Source organism: Candidatus Dormiibacterota bacterium, assembly GCA_035635555.1.
Lineage (GTDB): Bacteria > Acidobacteriota > Polarisedimenticolia > Gp22-AA2 > Gp22-AA2 > Gp22-AA3.
Map to the genome: position 1 here is coordinate 122188 of DASQAT010000041.1, position 14002 is coordinate 136189.

General features: G+C 68.3%; 13 protein-coding genes and 1 pseudogene. 11 read left to right on the forward strand and 3 right to left on the reverse strand.

Annotated elements, in window-relative coordinates; all coding sequences use genetic code 11:
* Positions 1-3: 3 nt before the first annotated feature.
* The 9 genes from VEW47_11870 to lon all read left to right on the forward strand — a co-directional run bounded on the left by VEW47_11870 (position 4) and on the right by lon (position 8229).
* Positions 4-789 carry a MotA/TolQ/ExbB proton channel family protein gene (locus VEW47_11870; GenBank protein ID HYS05880.1) on the forward strand — a complete coding sequence of 262 codons (786 nt, stop codon included), beginning with the start codon at positions 4-6 and terminating at the stop codon, positions 787-789.
* Positions 790-792: 3 nt separating this feature from the next.
* A complete protein-coding gene (locus VEW47_11875) occupies positions 793-1239 on the forward strand; it encodes a biopolymer transporter ExbD (GenBank protein ID HYS05881.1) in 447 nt (148 codons plus the stop codon).
* Entirely contained in the window at positions 1236-2039 is an 804-nt protein-coding gene (locus VEW47_11880; GenBank protein ID HYS05882.1) for a cell envelope integrity protein TolA, read from the forward strand. The genes VEW47_11875 and VEW47_11880 overlap by 4 nt, the downstream gene beginning before the upstream one ends.
* 33 nt (positions 2040-2072) lie before the next feature.
* Positions 2073-3416, forward strand: a complete 1344-nt coding sequence (tolB, locus tag VEW47_11885; GenBank protein HYS05883.1) for a Tol-Pal system beta propeller repeat protein TolB — start codon at positions 2073-2075, stop codon at positions 3414-3416.
* A gap of 131 nt (positions 3417-3547) precedes the next feature.
* The gene (pal, locus tag VEW47_11890) at positions 3548-4126 is read left to right on the forward strand and encodes a peptidoglycan-associated lipoprotein Pal (protein HYS05884.1); all 579 of its coding nucleotides are present in this window, start codon (positions 3548-3550) and stop codon (positions 4124-4126) included.
* A 24-nt stretch (positions 4127-4150) separates the two neighbouring features.
* Positions 4151-5017: a tetratricopeptide repeat protein gene (locus VEW47_11895; GenBank protein ID HYS05885.1), complete on the forward strand. Its 867-nt coding sequence runs from the start codon at positions 4151-4153 to the stop codon at positions 5015-5017.
* A gap of 20 nt (positions 5018-5037) precedes the next feature.
* Positions 5038-5310: a 30S ribosomal protein S20 gene (gene rpsT, locus VEW47_11900; GenBank protein ID HYS05886.1), complete on the forward strand. Its 273-nt coding sequence runs from the start codon at positions 5038-5040 to the stop codon at positions 5308-5310.
* Between the two features lie 14 nt (positions 5311-5324).
* Positions 5325-5762 (forward strand): Hsp20/alpha crystallin family protein, encoded by a 438-nt coding sequence (locus VEW47_11905; protein HYS05887.1) that lies wholly within the window; start codon positions 5325-5327, stop codon positions 5760-5762.
* A 16-nt stretch (positions 5763-5778) separates the two neighbouring features.
* The gene (lon, locus tag VEW47_11910; protein HYS05888.1) at positions 5779-8229 is read left to right on the forward strand and encodes an endopeptidase La; all 2451 of its coding nucleotides are present in this window, start codon (positions 5779-5781) and stop codon (positions 8227-8229) included.
* Positions 8230-8503: 274 nt separating this feature from the next.
* On the opposite strand, the pseudogene VEW47_11915 reads toward lon, so the two are convergent.
* The 3 genes and pseudogenes from VEW47_11915 to rnr all read right to left on the reverse strand — a co-directional run bounded on the left by VEW47_11915 (position 8504) and on the right by rnr (position 12702).
* Positions 8504-9886 (reverse strand): annotated as a pseudogene (locus VEW47_11915) (RtcB family protein).
* An 87-nt stretch (positions 9887-9973) separates the two neighbouring features.
* The gene (locus tag VEW47_11920) at positions 9974-10405 is read right to left on the reverse strand and encodes an archease (protein ID HYS05889.1); all 432 of its coding nucleotides are present in this window, start codon (positions 10403-10405) and stop codon (positions 9974-9976) included.
* Positions 10402-12702, reverse strand: coding sequence for a ribonuclease R (rnr, locus tag VEW47_11925; protein ID HYS05890.1), 2301 nt, complete (start codon positions 12700-12702; stop codon positions 10402-10404). Before rnr ends, VEW47_11920 begins: the two co-directional genes overlap by 4 nt.
* Before the next feature lie 180 nt (positions 12703-12882).
* Here rnr and VEW47_11930 point away from each other — a divergent pair, with 180 nt between their 5' ends.
* Together VEW47_11930 and VEW47_11935 are read left to right on the forward strand one after the other, a co-directional pair.
* Positions 12883-13260 carry a hypothetical protein gene (locus VEW47_11930; protein HYS05891.1) on the forward strand — a complete coding sequence of 126 codons (378 nt, stop codon included), beginning with the start codon at positions 12883-12885 and terminating at the stop codon, positions 13258-13260.
* 30 nt (positions 13261-13290) lie between these two features.
* Positions 13291-14002 (forward strand): c-type cytochrome (locus VEW47_11935; GenBank protein HYS05892.1); only part of this gene is annotated, 712 nt, incomplete at its 3' end.

Genomic DNA, 14002 nt, shown 5'->3' on the forward strand with positions numbered 1-14002 from the left:
CGGATGCATCTCACCCTTGCCAGCACTCTGGCCGTGACGACCGCCGGCTTCCAGGGAGACATCCTGCGGCTCGTCGTGGATTCGGGCCCCCTGGTCAAGATCGTTCTCCTCGTCCTGGTGGGCTTCTCGGTCCTGTCCTGGTCGGTGATCATCGAGCGCTACCGTTCCCTGAAGCGGGCCGAGGCCGACTCGATACGCTTCCTGCGCGATCTCGCGGGCGAGAAGCGTCTCGCGGACCTGCGCGATCGGAGCAGCCGGTATTCGAAGAGCCCCCTGGTGTCGATCTTCACCGGCGGCTTCAGGGAGCTGACGACCGGGGTGGCGGACGCGGTGGGCAAGTTCCGCGGCAGCCCCTCCATCCCCGACGAGGCGCGCGATCGTGTGCTCGACAGGGTGCGCCGCCGGGTGGAGGAGGCCGCGGCCGCGGAGGCGGAGCGGCTGGACCGGAACCTCGGGCTTCTGGCCACGACCGGGAGCGTCACTCCATTCATCGGCCTGTTCGGGACGGTGTGGGGGATCATGAACGCGTTCCAGGCCATCGGCGTCTCGGGATCCGCCAGCCTGGCGGCGGTCGCCCCGGGGATCTCGGAAGCGCTGGTCACCACGGCCGCCGGACTGTTCGCGGCCATACCGGCAGTCATCGGGTACAACCTTCTGCTGGCGCGGGTGCGGCGCCTCGGCGGCCGCATCGACCGGTTCGTGCTCGAGTTCGTGTCGATCGCCGAGTCCCAGATCGAGTCCCACCGCGCCGCCTCGGCCGCCGTCGAGGCCGGAAAGATCCGGCTGTAGACGATGGCGCTCTCTCTGCCGGGACGGGGCGGCGGGCGGTTCGGTCCTTCCCTCTCCGAGATCAACGTGACGCCGCTGGTCGACGTCGTCCTGGTGCTCCTGATCATCTTCATGGTCACCGCCCCGATGATGACCCGCGGCATCGACGTGCGTCTTCCGAAGACGGAGTCCGGCGCCGACGCGACGGAGCAGCGGCTGGTCGTGACGGTGGACACCGATGGGACCATCTATCTCAACGATCGTCCCGTCAACATGGCGCTCCTGACGGATCGTCTGAAGACGGAGATCAAACGCACGGGCGTCGATTTCGTCTTCCTGCGCGCCGACCAGGAGGTGCCGTACGGTCGCGTCATGCTGGTGATGGACCAGATCAAGAAGGCCGGGGCCGACCGCGTCGGCATGGTCACACAGTCCGCGCGCGCGCCGGAGGGCCGGAGCAAGAAGAAATGATCACGCGCTTCGATGCGGGAGAGCTGGCGGCCCCCGCGAGCCCCTGGGGCACGACGGTCGTTCTGTCGCTGGGTCTGCACGTGTTCGGCCTCATCCTGGCGTTCGGTGTGCCGCGTCTGCTGCCGCGCCCCGCGATCGAACCAGTCTACATCGTCGATCTCGTGTCGCTTCCCGGCGGACCGGCCGCCGCCTCACCCCCTCCGGCGGCCCCCTCCGAGCCCGCGAAGTCGAGCCTGCCCCCCGTCCCGAAGGAGGAGAAGGCGATCCCGATTCCGGATCGCACCAAGAAGCCGACGCCGAAGAAGACTCCGGTGCCGAAGAGCACGCCGGCGAAGCCCAAGGCCACCGCGACCCCGGTGAAATCTTCGGAGCCGCCGTCGAAGACTGCAAAGCAGACCGAAGACCAGCCGCAGCCCCAGGGGACGCCCGCGCACGGCGCCAGTATGTCGGGGGTGTCCGGTGGCACGGGGAACGCGGGCGGAGGGTTCGGGGGTAGCGGCGCCGCGCAGGCCGACTTGATCCAGTTCGAAGGCAACATCATTGAGAGGGTCATCTACGCCGCCTGGCGCAAGCCGATCTATCCGCCGGGCGAGACCCGGCCCGCCCTGAATGCCACGTTCCTCCTGACCGTCGCCAGCAGCGGCCGGGCCAGCAACATCACGCTCACAACTTCCAGCGGGTACGAAAACGTGGACCGATCGTTCATAACGGCGATCCAGGATGCCGTCTTTCCGCCTCTGCCCCAGGGGCTGGCGCCGAGCTTCACGATCCAGATCGAGGTCACCTTCACGCGTGATTGATCTGTTCCATCAGGAGCCAGGAGACACTTCGACGTGAAATCAGCGAGCCGGCGGTTGTGGGTCAGGGTGTTGGTCGCGTTCCTCGTGCTCGGCGTCTCTCTTCAGAAATCACTCTCCCAGAGCGGGACTCCTCCGCCCGAGGCGCCCATCCCATCGGTGCCGATCATCCGGATCATCGGCGCGGCGAAACCGAAGCAGCCGATCGCCCTGCCCGCGTTCACCGCGACCGGCGACTCGAAGGCCCAGGACGCTGCCCGTACGATCCACGACACCATCCGCGACGATCTCGACTTTTCGGGCTACTTCCTGATCATTCCGGACGAATATTACAAGCTGGTCCACGCCGACCCGGGCGGCCGGAACATCAATTACAAGGAGTGGGTCGGCGTCGGGGCCGACGCGCTCCTGCTCGGTCAGACATCGATGGAGCCGGGCAACCTCGTCTTCGAATCGGTGCTGCACGACACGATGGAGCAGAAAATTCTGCTCCACAAGAAGTATCGCGGAGAGTCCGATCAGGCCCGCCTCGTCGCGCACAAGCTGAGCGACGCGATCGTCGAGCAGTTCATCGGCCAGCCGGGGATCGCCCAGACCAAGATCGCCTTCGTGTCGCAGGTCGGCAAGGCGAAGGAGATCTACGTGATGGACTACGACGGCGCCCGCGCCAAGCGGATCACCGCCAACAACACCATCAACCTTTCGCCGGCCTGGTCCCCCGACGGCCGCAAGATCGCCTTCGTGTCCTTCCGCTCCGGGACGCCGGTGCTCATGATCGTCAACAGCGACGGGGAGCTGAGCCAGGCCTTTCCGCAGGAGGGGGACCTGAACAGCGCACCGGCCTGGAGCCCGGACGGGCGGAGCCTCGCCTTCGCCAGCACGCGCGACGGCAACGCGGAGATCTACGTCCAGCGGATCGACAAGCCGGTCCCCACGCGCATCACGAAGGAGCCGGCCATCGACACCTCCCCCACGTGGTCGCCCGACGGGACGCAGATCGCCTTCACGTCGGACCGGGCCGGAAGCCCGCGCATCTACATCATGGACTCCGACGGCGGGAACGTCCGTCCGTTCACCCCCGAGATCGGCTACTGCGACGCCGCCTCGTGGTCGCCTCTGGGTGACAAAATTGCATTCACGGCCCGCGTCCCGGGCGGCTTCGACATCTTCGTAAAGGACATCAAGACCGGGCAGGTGGGCCGACTGACCGAGAACAGCAATATCAACGAATGGCCGCGCTGGTCGCCCGACGGCCGGCATCTGGTGTTCGCGTCGAACCGCACCGGCAATTTCGATATTTTCATCGTCGATCTCGACGGCACGCACGCCCGCCGTCTGAGCCACGGGGGGAACAGCTATTCCCCTTCCTGGTCCCGCTGAGCGGCTCGAATCGCGTGATATAATCCGCTCGCTTCGATGTATCGCCGGCTCGGCGATTCGGGTCTACGCCGCGCCCCCGGGATCGGACGCCTCGCTAGGTCCGGTTCCTCCAATCCTGTGGAGGTGACACGATGGGTCATGGTGTTCCCCGCTACGTGGCGCTTCTGATTCTTGGCGCGTCCCTGGTCCTCGCGGTCCCGGCCTGCAAGAGCGCGCCGCCGGCCGAGGCTCCCGTGACCACGGCGCCGGACTTTTCGTCCGCGCCCTCAAAAGCCGAAAAAGTCGACGAAACGACGGGATTCAAGGAGTCCCAGCCGGAAGCCGAGGCGGTGAAGGAATCCTCCTCGTCCCTGGCCGAGAAACTGAATGCCCAGGGCGCCCTCAAACGCGTCCACTTCGACTTCGACAAATACGATCTCAGATCGGACGCCATCCGCACGCTGGGCGACGATGCGTCGACGATGAAGCAGTACGCGCAGTTCAAGGTGCGCATCGAGGGGCACTGCGACGAGCGCGGCACGGTGGAGTACAACCTGGCCCTGGGTGAGAAGCGCGCCCGCGCGACGCGCGACTATCTGGTGTCCCTGGGAACGCCGGCGCAGCGGCTCAGGATCATCTCGTACGGCAAGGAGCGACCGATCGACCCGGGCCACAACGACGAGGCCTGGGCAGCGAACCGGCGCGCCGAGCTCGTCTTCCTGGCCGAGTAGGGCGGGAGGCGCCGCGGTGAGCCGTTGAGAGAGGCTGCGGGCGGCGCCTGTACCTCGTGGCTGATCGTGGCGGCCCTGGCGCTCGTGTCTTCGTCCTGCGCGACGGCCGGCGGTGGCGCGCATCTCCAGGCCGATCTCGACGCCTTGCAGCAGCAGGTGTGGAAGCTCGAAAAGGACAACGCCGCGCTGGTCCAGCAGGTGGGGCGCAGCGGGGCGGTGCCGGCCGCGCCGGACACGGCGATGGCCGAGTTGCGGGTGCGGCTGGAGGGGCTGGAACGGGACGTCCAGGTGCTGCGGACCCGCTCGGACGAGACCGACCAGCGTCTCGGGTCGCTGCAGGCCGAGCTCAAGGCAGCGCGTCAGGCGCTGGAGTCGGCGGCGCGCTCGCAGGCCGCCCTGGCGCCGCCCGCCGCCGTGACACCGTCCCCGGCCACTGAGCCCGGGGCTCCGCCGGGCACGGGCTCCACTCCCCTTTCCGCGGCTCCGGGAGCGGTTCCCGGTACGGCGATCGGCGTGGATCTGTACCGCCTGGGATACAGCGATTACTCCAAGGGGAACTACGACCTGGCGCTGGCGGAGCTTCAGGATTTCGTCCGGCTCAACCCCGCGGACGATCTTGCGGACGACGCGCAGTACCTGATCGGCGAGGTCTATTTCAGCCAGCAGAAGTACCCGGACGCGGTCGCGGCCTATGACCGGCTGCTCGCCGAGCACGCGGGGGGCGACAAGGCGGCGGCCGCCTATTTGAAGAAAGGACTGGCACTACTCGAGATGAACCGGACCGCGGACGCGGTCATCCAGCTGCAGCACATCGTCAGCGCCTATCCGAAGTCGGAGGAGGCCCGCCTCGCCCGCGAGCGGCTGCGGGCCCTGGGTCTCCGGGAGCGGTAGGGCGCGGGGAGGGACTCGTCGTGGCACGCATCAAGTCGGCCGTCAAGAACATCCGCAAGACACGCCGGCGCCGGGCAATCAACATCATCCGCCGCGGCCGCCTGCGCTCGCAGATCAAGAAACTGCGGCTCCTCCTCTCCAAGAAGGATGCCGGCGGGGCGCAGCGCGAGCTGGGCAGGACCCTGGCGCTTCTCGACAAGTCGATCGGCACGGGTATCATCCACCGCAACGCGGCCGCCCGGCACAAGTCGCGCCTGACCCGGCAGGTCAACGCGCTTCAAGGCGGACGCTGAAGGAACCCTTGTCCATGGTGCGCATCCGCCGCAGCCTCTCCCATCCGATGCTCGACATCCATCGACGCATGGAACAGGTGATGGAACGGCTGCTGCGCGACGTCAAGCCGGTGGAGCCGCAGACCGCGTGGCTCCCCCGGGCCGACGTCTACGAGACGGCCGAGGGGTTCGTGGTGACGCTCGAGCTTCCGGGCGTCGAGAAGGAGGAGATCGACATCCTCGTCGAGGGGCTCTTTCTCCATGTGTCCGGCCTCCGCCCTGAGCCGCTGGCCCAGGGCTGCATGCGCTGGCACCAGATGGAGATCGCCCACGGCCGCTTCGAGCGGGTGCTCGCCCTGCCGCAGGAGGCCGACGCCGAGAGGATCACTGCGACCTACAAGGATGGATTCCTGATGATCCACATCCCTCGCGGATCATCCGGCGCGCGTAGCGTGCCGATCGACGAAGCGTGAGGACTGTGAGGCCGCCATGTCCGAGCAAGGTCTAGACGACAGCACCGTCCTGGGGCCGGCGGAGGACCAGGAGCGCCCGCCCTCGCCCGCACCGCGCGCGCTGCCTGCGACCCTGCCCATCCTCCCTCTGAAGGGGACCGTGGTCTTCCCGCACATACCGACCCCCCTGGTCGTGGGCCGCCCGTCGTCCATCAAGCTCATCGACGAGGTCATGATCAAGGACCGCATGGTCGCCCTGGTCCTGCAGAAGGACGCCGCGGTCGAAGAGCCCACGGAGCAGGACCTGCACCAGGTCGGCACCGTCGCCGTCATCCAGAGGATGCTGAAGTTCCCCGACGGCTCGATCCGGATCCTGGTCGCCGGCTTCGACCGCATCAGGCTCGCCCGCGCCGTCCGCACCGAGCCCTACCTGGTCTTCGAGGTCGGTCTCCTGGCGGAGCAGGTCGAGCAGACGGTCGAGATCGAGGCCCTGGTCAAGAACCTGCAGGCCCAGATCGGCAAGATGCTGTCGCTCATGCCGATCGCCGCCGACGAGCTCGGCGTCGCCCTCCTGAACGTCGAGGGACCGGCGCGCCTGGCCGACCTGGCGGCGGCCCTCCTCGTGCGCGACGCGAAGGACAAGCAGGAGTTCCTCGAGACCCTGTCGGTCCGTGAGCGTCTGTTGAAGCTGACCCGGCACATCAGCCGCGAGATCGGCGTCATGGAGCTGGGGAGCAAGATCCAGAAGGACGTGCAGGACGAGGTCGAGAAGGGTCAGCGTGAGTTCGTGCTGCGGCAGCAGCTCAAGGCGATCCAGAAGGAGCTGGGGGAGGGGGACGAGAACGAGATCGCCGTCCAGAAGCTCAAGGAAGAGGTCGAGAAGGCGGACATGCCGCCCACCGCCCGCGAGGCGGCCGACCGCGAGCTGAACCGCCTGCGCACGATACCGCCCGCGTCGGCGGAGTACGTCGTCAGCCGCACCTATCTCGACTGGCTGGTCTCCCTGCCGTGGTCGAAACTGACCGAGGACAAGATCGAGCTGCAGGAGGCCCGCCGGGTCCTGGACGAGGATCATTATGATCTCCAGCTGGTGAAGGACCGGATCCTCGAGTACCTGGCCGTGCGCCGGCTCAAGCCCGAGTCCCGGGGCCCGATCCTCTGCTTCGTCGGCCCGCCGGGCACCGGCAAGACGTCGCTCGGCAGGTCGATCGCGCGCGCCATGGGACGCTCGTTCCACCGGCTGTCGCTCGGCGGCATCCGGGACGAGGCGGAGATCCGCGGTCATCGCCGCACCTACGTCGGAGCGCTTCCGGGCCAGATCATCCAGGGGCTCCGCCGGGCCGGCAGCCGCAACCCGGTCTTCATGCTGGACGAGGTGGACAAGCTCGGGGCCGACTTCCGCGGCGACCCCGCCTCGGCGCTCCTCGAGGTCCTCGATCCGGAGCAGAACTCCTCCTTCGTGGATCACTACCTCGACGTGCCGTTCGACCTGTCGCGCGTGGTGTTCATCACCACCGCCAACATCCTGGACACGATCCCGGCGCCGCTCAGGGATCGCATGGAGGTCCTGGAGCTCCCCGGGTACATCGAAGAGGAGAAGATGCAGATCGCCCGGCGCTACCTCATCCCCCGCCAGTGCGCCGAGAACGGCATCAGCCCGGACGACCTGTCGATCGAGGACGCGGCCCTCTCCGCCATCATCGCGAACTATACGCAGGAGGCGGGACTGAGGAACCTGGAGCGGGAGATCGCAAAAATCTGCAGGAAGATCGCCCTGAAGCGGGCCGAGGGTTCGACCGAGAAGGTGACGGTGCGGACCGCCGATCTCCTGTCCTACCTCGGCCCGGTGAGGTACATGCAGGAGGCGGCCGAGAGGCTCAAGGTCCCCGGTGTGGCCATCGGTCTCGTCTGGACTCCCTTCGGCGGGCACGTCCTGTTCATCGAGGCGACCGCGATGCCCGGAGGCAAGAAGCTCATCCTCACGGGCCAGCTCGGGGACGTCATGCGCGAGTCCGCCGAAGCGGCGTTGTCGTACATCCGCAGCCGCGCCGAGGATCTGGGGATCGACCCGCGCTTCTTCGATCGATCGGACATCCACGTGCACGTGCCCGCCGGCGCCGTGCCCAAGGACGGACCGTCGGCCGGAGTGACGATGGCCACGGCGATGGCGTCGCTTCTGACCGGGAGGCTGTGCCGCGCGGACACGGCGATGACGGGCGAGATCACCCTGCGCGGGAAGGTGCTGCCGGTGGGCGGGATCAAGACGAAGGTTCTGGGCGCCCAGCGCGCCGGCATCAAGACGATCATCCTGCCGGCGGAGAACGAGAAGGATCTGTTCGATATCCCGAAGGACGTCCTGAAGACTCTCTCGTTCCATTTCGTGCAGACGGTCGACGAAGTTTTCGAAGCGGCCCTGCAGCCGGCCGTCAAGCCGGCCCGCGTCCGTAACAACGCTCGCTCCGCGCGCCCCGAAACTCCACCAGCCTGAAACACCGTTCGACGGCACGCGCGACGAGAGAGCGGAACCCCCGCGCGGTACGGGTCCGGCTCGCTGCGCGACCCTCCCCTCGCCTCGCCCTGCGCCGCCCACCACGCTGTGGGGCGCGCGGCGGGACCCCGGCGCAGGGTCTCAGACGACCGCGCGTGGGTTCCGCTCCCTCGTCTTTCATCCCTCTCACGGCCTCTCCCGCAAGGTCGCTCGCCTCGTTCCGTTCGCGGTCCGGATTAAGGCACCTCGGCGGTCCACGGTCGCGGAGAGATCTTCAGCCTTTGATGACGGCGAGGGGGACGAGGCGGGCTACTTTGCGGGAGATGCCGGCGCGGTGCACGACGTCCACGACGTCGGCGACGTCCTTGTAGGCCTCCGGGATCTCCTCGGCTATCGTGGCGTAGCCGTCGGCGCGCACGAAGATACCCTGGTCCTCCATCTCGCGCACGATGGAGCGACCGCGCGCCAGCTTCTTCGCCGCGGCCCGGCTCATGCGGCGGCCGGCGCCGTGGCAGGTCGAGCCGAACGTCTCCTCGTACGCCCTCTCGGTCCCGACCAGGACGTAGGAGTAGCGTCCCATGTCCCCCGGGATCAGGACCGGCTGTCCGACTTCCCGGTAGGCCGCGGGTGTCTCCGGGTGGCCGGGCGGGAAGGCGCGGGTCGCCCCCTTGCGGTGCACGCACAGCCGTCTCTCCTTCCCGTCCACGCGATGCGTCTCCACCTTGGCGATGTTGTGACAGACGTCGTAGACGACCTCGAGACCGAGGTCGCGCGGGCCCTTCCCGAAGACGTCCTCGAGCGCGCGGCGCACGAAGTGGGTGATGAGCTGGCGGTTGGCGAACGCGAAGTTGGCGGCGGCGTACATCGCTCCCAGGTAGCGCGTCGCCTCCTCCGACTTGAACGGCGCGCAGCAGAGCTGCGGGTCCGGAAGCTCGATGCCGTGCAGGCGCGACGCCCGCAGCATCACCTGCAGGAAGTCGTCGCACACCTGGTAGCCGAGGCCCCGCGATCCGGTGTGGATGGAGACGGTGATCGCGTCCTTCTCCAGACCCAGGGCGCGCGCCGCCGTCTCGTCGTAGATCTCGGCGACCCTCTGCACCTCCGTGAAGTGGTTGCCGGAGCCGAGCGTGCCGAGCTGCGGCCGCCCGCGCTCCTGGGCGCGATCGGAGACGAACTCGGGGCGCGCCCCCTCCAGCCGGCCCCCCTCCTCGATGTGCAGCAGGTCGGCCGATTCGCCGAAGCCGTTCTGCACCGCCCAGCGGGCCCCCTCGCGCAACACCCGCTTCATGCCGGGGGCGTCGAGGCGGAAGTCCTTGCGGTGCGACCCGACTCCGGTGGGGATGCTGCGGAACAGGGCGTCCACGATCTCCTTAAGCCGCCCGTCCGTGTCCTTCGCGCTCAGACCTGAGCGCAGGAGCCTCACCCCTCAATTGATGTCGTAGCCGACACCTCCGGGCGAGATCACTCCCTCGTCGAGATCGAAGGCCGCCACGCCTCCAATCGGGAATCCGTAGCCCCAGTGGATGTCGGGCATGGCCAGCGAGGCGCGCACGATCCCGGGAAGACAGGCCACATTCGCCACTTGCCGGAGCGCCTGGTCCTCGCGGATCCCCTGCATCAGCCGCTCGTCCGCGAACACCAGGCCCGGAACGCGCATCTTCCCCTGGATCGGGATGCGGAAGCGGCAGTCGTCCACTGTCTCGATTCGGAGCGACACCGGCTGCGTCACCAGGACCCCCTCCCTTCAGACATCGAATACGATCCGCACCCGCCAGGCGCTGCGGCCGCGGACGAGCCTGATCTGGTGGTACGTAACCGCCTTGATCTCACGCCTGAGCGCGTGGCGCGAGCGATCGATGATCTCGCCGCGCGCCACGCCCCTGGCCCGCAGCAGCGTCCGGTCCACGCGCTCGACCGCGAACGAAGTGAACAGCAGACCCTGGGTCTCCATCCGGAACAGAAGCTCGCTCAGCCAGCGGACCAGAAGATCCTCGAGGCTCTCGCCCCGCACCACAACGCGCACGGCGCGCCGCGGACGGACCGTGCGGCGATCGCAGATGAGGTCGAACATCGCGCGCGCGGCATTCTCGAACAGGCGCGGCAGAGTGACGCCGCGCACCACGGCCCCGACGTCGGCCGTGTGCTCGAAGAATTCGTAGCCGCGCGACGGGGTCACCGCTGTCTCGGGCGCCGGCGCCCGGCCCGCGGCGGCCCCGCGTTCGTCTCCTCGACCAGGGAGAATTCGACCCGAAGCTGAAACTGGTCGACCCGGTCGACCCGGACCCGGACCCGATCCCCCAGCTTGAACACCCGGCCGTTCCGCTCCCCCTTCAGGATCATCTTCTTCTCGTGGAACCGGAAGCGGTCCCCCGGAAGCGACTCGATCTTCACCAGGCCGTCGATGAAATACTCGCGCAGCTCCACGAAGAACCCGAACGGGTGCACCGACAGGATGAAGCCCTCGAACTCCTCCCCCACACGTGTGGCCATGAACGCCGTCTTCTTCCACTCGACCAGCTCCCATTCCGCCTGGTCGGCCGTGCGCTCGGTGCGCGACGAGTGCAGGGCCGCCTCCGGCAGGAATCCTTCGAGATCCTGGCGCTCCTCCGGGGCGAGCGGCCTTCCGGAGCGCACCCGCCGAAGGATGCGGTGGACGATCAGGTCGGGGTAGCGGCGGATCGGCGAGGTGAAGTGCGTGTAACAGGTCGCGGCCAGACCGAAGTGGAGATCCCGCACCTGCGAATAGCGCGCCTGCTTCATCGAGCGCAGCATCAGGCGGGACAGGAAACGCTCCTCCGGCCGGCCCTTCGCCATCTCCACGATCTGCTGGAAGGCGCGCGGCTCGATGGAGGTATAGGGCTGCGGCAGGCGGTACCCGAACGCCTGCGCCACGGCGTCGAACTCCTCGAGCTTCTTCGGATCCGGGCGCTCGTGGATGCGGTAGATCGACGGTACCTTGGCCCGGAACAGGTGGGTCGCGACCGTCTCGTTGGCCGCCAGCATGAACTCCTCGATGATCCGGTGGGCGATGTTGCGCTGCAGCTCGACGATGCCGGTCATCTCCCCCGTGACGGCCAGGAGCAGCTCCGGCTCGGGGAGATCGAAATCGACGCTGCCGCGCCGGCGTCTCTTCTCGTTCAGCACGAGGCACAGCTCCTGCATCGTCTGGAACATCGGCAGGAGCGATCGGTAGCGCTCCGTGACCGCCGCGTCGTGATCGACGAGAATCCGGGCGACGTTCGTGTAGGTCATCCGCTCGGCGCTCCGGATCACGCCGTCGGCGAACCGGTTCTCGACCACGTGCCCCCGGCCGTCGATGGTCATGATGCAGGATTGCACCAGGCGATCCACCCCCGGGTTGAGGGAGCAGATGCCGTTCGAGAGCCTGTGCGGCAGCATCGGCAGGGCCGTGCCCGGAAAATAGACGCTCGTCCCCCTCTCGTACGCCTCGCGGTCCAGGGCGGAGCCCGCCCTCACGTAATGCGCCACGTCGGCGATGTGGACCTGCAGCTCGTACGTCCCGTCCGCGTTCTTCCTGACCAGCACGGCGTCGTCGAAGTCCATGGCGGTCTCGCCGTCGATGGTGACGATCGGCTGGTCACGGAAATCCTCCCGGCCGCGGGTCTCCTCCTCGCTCACGCGCTCCGGGGCGGATGTGGCCTCGGCCAGGACGTCGTCCGGGTAGGACTCGCGCAGGTCGTACTTGTGGATGATGGTCTTGAGATCGATGCCGGGATCATCCGGGTGGCCGAGGACCTCGACCACGCGCCCGGTCGCGGTCCGGTGATCGCCGGGCGGGCGCAGCACCTCGACGCCCACCACCATGCCGTCCGCGGCCCGCCCCCCCTGGTCCTCGGCGACGTCGATGCCGTTCTCGAACAGCCGGTCGTAGGCCTGGACGGTCCCTCCCCGCCCGCGGCCGGCGGACCGGAACACACCCATGACCCGCTTGCGCGTCCTCTCCAGAAGCCGGACGATCTCCCCCTCGGCGCGTCCGCGCCCGTCGTTCCGGACGATGCGGATGGCGACCCTGTCCCCGTCGAGCAGCTCGGCCAGGGTCCGCGGCGGCACGAAGACATCGGGACCTCCGGCATCCGGCGTCACGAAGCCGAACCCTCTCGGGTGGCGGTGCAGCTGCCCCGTGACGATCGCCTGCCCGCGGCCGGGGCGGGGCTCGCCGTGACGCTCCGCGCGCCGGCCTCCGGTGTCTCGTCCCCGGCCCTGCCGCGGGCGCGTGGCACGCCCTCCGCCATCGCGTCCGGCGCGCCCCGGCACGGCATAGCGGTCGCGGCCGACCTTGACGATCTCCTCCTCGTTCAGGAGCGCGCGCAGTGTCCTCTTGAATTCGTGCCGCCGGGTGCCGTCGATTCTCAAGAGACGCATCAGGTCGCGCGCCGTCGCCGGGCGATAGGACGATCCACGCATGAATTCGACGAGCGCCTGGCGCATCGTCTCGCTGCGACCCGGGCTCATCCTGCAACCTCGCGCATCCGCGCAACCTAACACACCGCGTCGTCCCCCGACAAACCGGGAGGCCATCGGACCCCGGGCGGGGCGGTGGCGCGGTCTCCCGCGAAACGACGTGCTAGGATGTCCTGCCCCGCCCCGTCTGGACGGGGATCGAACTCAGGTTCACCAGAAGGAGCGGAACACATGCGGAGAATCGTTGCGGCAGTCGCTTCGAGCTTCCTGTTGTGCATGGCGGCGGGCGCGTCGCTCGCCGCGGAGAAGGCGGCGGCACCCTCGGACGTCACGCTCACCGGTGAAGTCCTGGATCTCGCCTGCTATATCGGCCAGGGGGCCAAGGGACCGGATCACGCGGGGTGCGCCGTCAAGTGCGCCGAGATGGGCCAGCCGATCGGTCTCGCCGCGTCGGACGGGAAGGTGTACGTCCTGCTCGCCGACCACGCCGACTCGAGCGCCTTCACAAAGGTGAAGTCGATGGCCGGCAAGAAGGTCGAGATCAAGGGAGAGGTCGCCGCCAGGGACGGGATGAACGCCCTGACGGTGCACGCCGTCAAGACGGTCTAGGCGGCGGATCGCTACGCCGGGTGCGTGTCGATGCGCAGGGTGTGGGCCTGGCTGGGCACGATCGTGCTCGTGGGGATCGCCGGCTGGCTGGGCGCCCCCGCGGCGATCCGGGCGTACTGGTGGCGCCAGGAATCGAACCCGGTGAGACGCGGCGCCGAGATCGCCGCGCGCTCGGGCTGCTTCTCGTGTCACGGACCGGACGGGGGGCGCGGCCTTCCGGATCCCGGCACGGGCCAGGGCGTGCCGCAGTGGGACGGTGGCGTGCCCATGATGTACGTCAACGGCGAGGACGAGGTCCGGGAGTACATCCAGGACGGCGTCTCGAGACGGCGGGCACAGAGCCAGAGCGCCAGCGCCGAGAGAGACCGGGCGGCGATCCGGATGCCCGCCTACCGCGCCACCCTCCGAACTGAAGAGATCAACGACCTGGTCGCGTACGTCATGGCGGTGGCGCAGATCGCCCCGATCGCCGACGCGGGCGTGTCCAAGGGACGGGACCTCGTCCGCCATTTCCACTGCGAGTCCTGCCACGGCATCGTCGGAAGCGGCGGAGTTCTCAACCCGGGATCTCTCAAGGGGTACGTCCCCGGGTGGGTGGGCTCCGATTACCCGGAGCTGGTCCTGAACGCGCAGGAGCTGCGCCAGTGGGTCCTCGACGGCGGCATCGATCGTCTCGCGAGCAAGCGCGTGGCGCGCTTCTTCATCAACCGGCAGCGCCTGCAGATGCCGGCCTACCGGCCGG

Bases quoted from the DNA above. Each gene is read 5' to 3' on its own strand.
- rnr (HYS05890.1), bottom strand. From the start codon at position 12,702: ATGAGCCCGGGTCGCAGCGAGACGATGCGCCAGGCGCTCGTCGAATTC.
- VEW47_11870 (HYS05880.1), top strand. From the start codon at position 4: ATGCATCTCACCCTTGCCAGCACTCTGGCCGTGACGACCGCCGGCTTC.
- VEW47_11930 (HYS05891.1), top strand. From the start codon at position 12,883: ATGCGGAGAATCGTTGCGGCAGTCGCTTCGAGCTTCCTGTTGTGCATG.
- VEW47_11875 (HYS05881.1), top strand. From the start codon at position 793: ATGGCGCTCTCTCTGCCGGGACGGGGCGGCGGGCGGTTCGGTCCTTCC.
- VEW47_11905 (HYS05887.1), top strand. From the start codon at position 5,325: ATGGTGCGCATCCGCCGCAGCCTCTCCCATCCGATGCTCGACATCCAT.
- lon (HYS05888.1), top strand. From the start codon at position 5,779: ATGTCCGAGCAAGGTCTAGACGACAGCACCGTCCTGGGGCCGGCGGAG.
- pal (HYS05884.1), top strand. From the start codon at position 3,548: ATGGGTCATGGTGTTCCCCGCTACGTGGCGCTTCTGATTCTTGGCGCG.
- VEW47_11880 (HYS05882.1), top strand. From the start codon at position 1,236: ATGATCACGCGCTTCGATGCGGGAGAGCTGGCGGCCCCCGCGAGCCCC.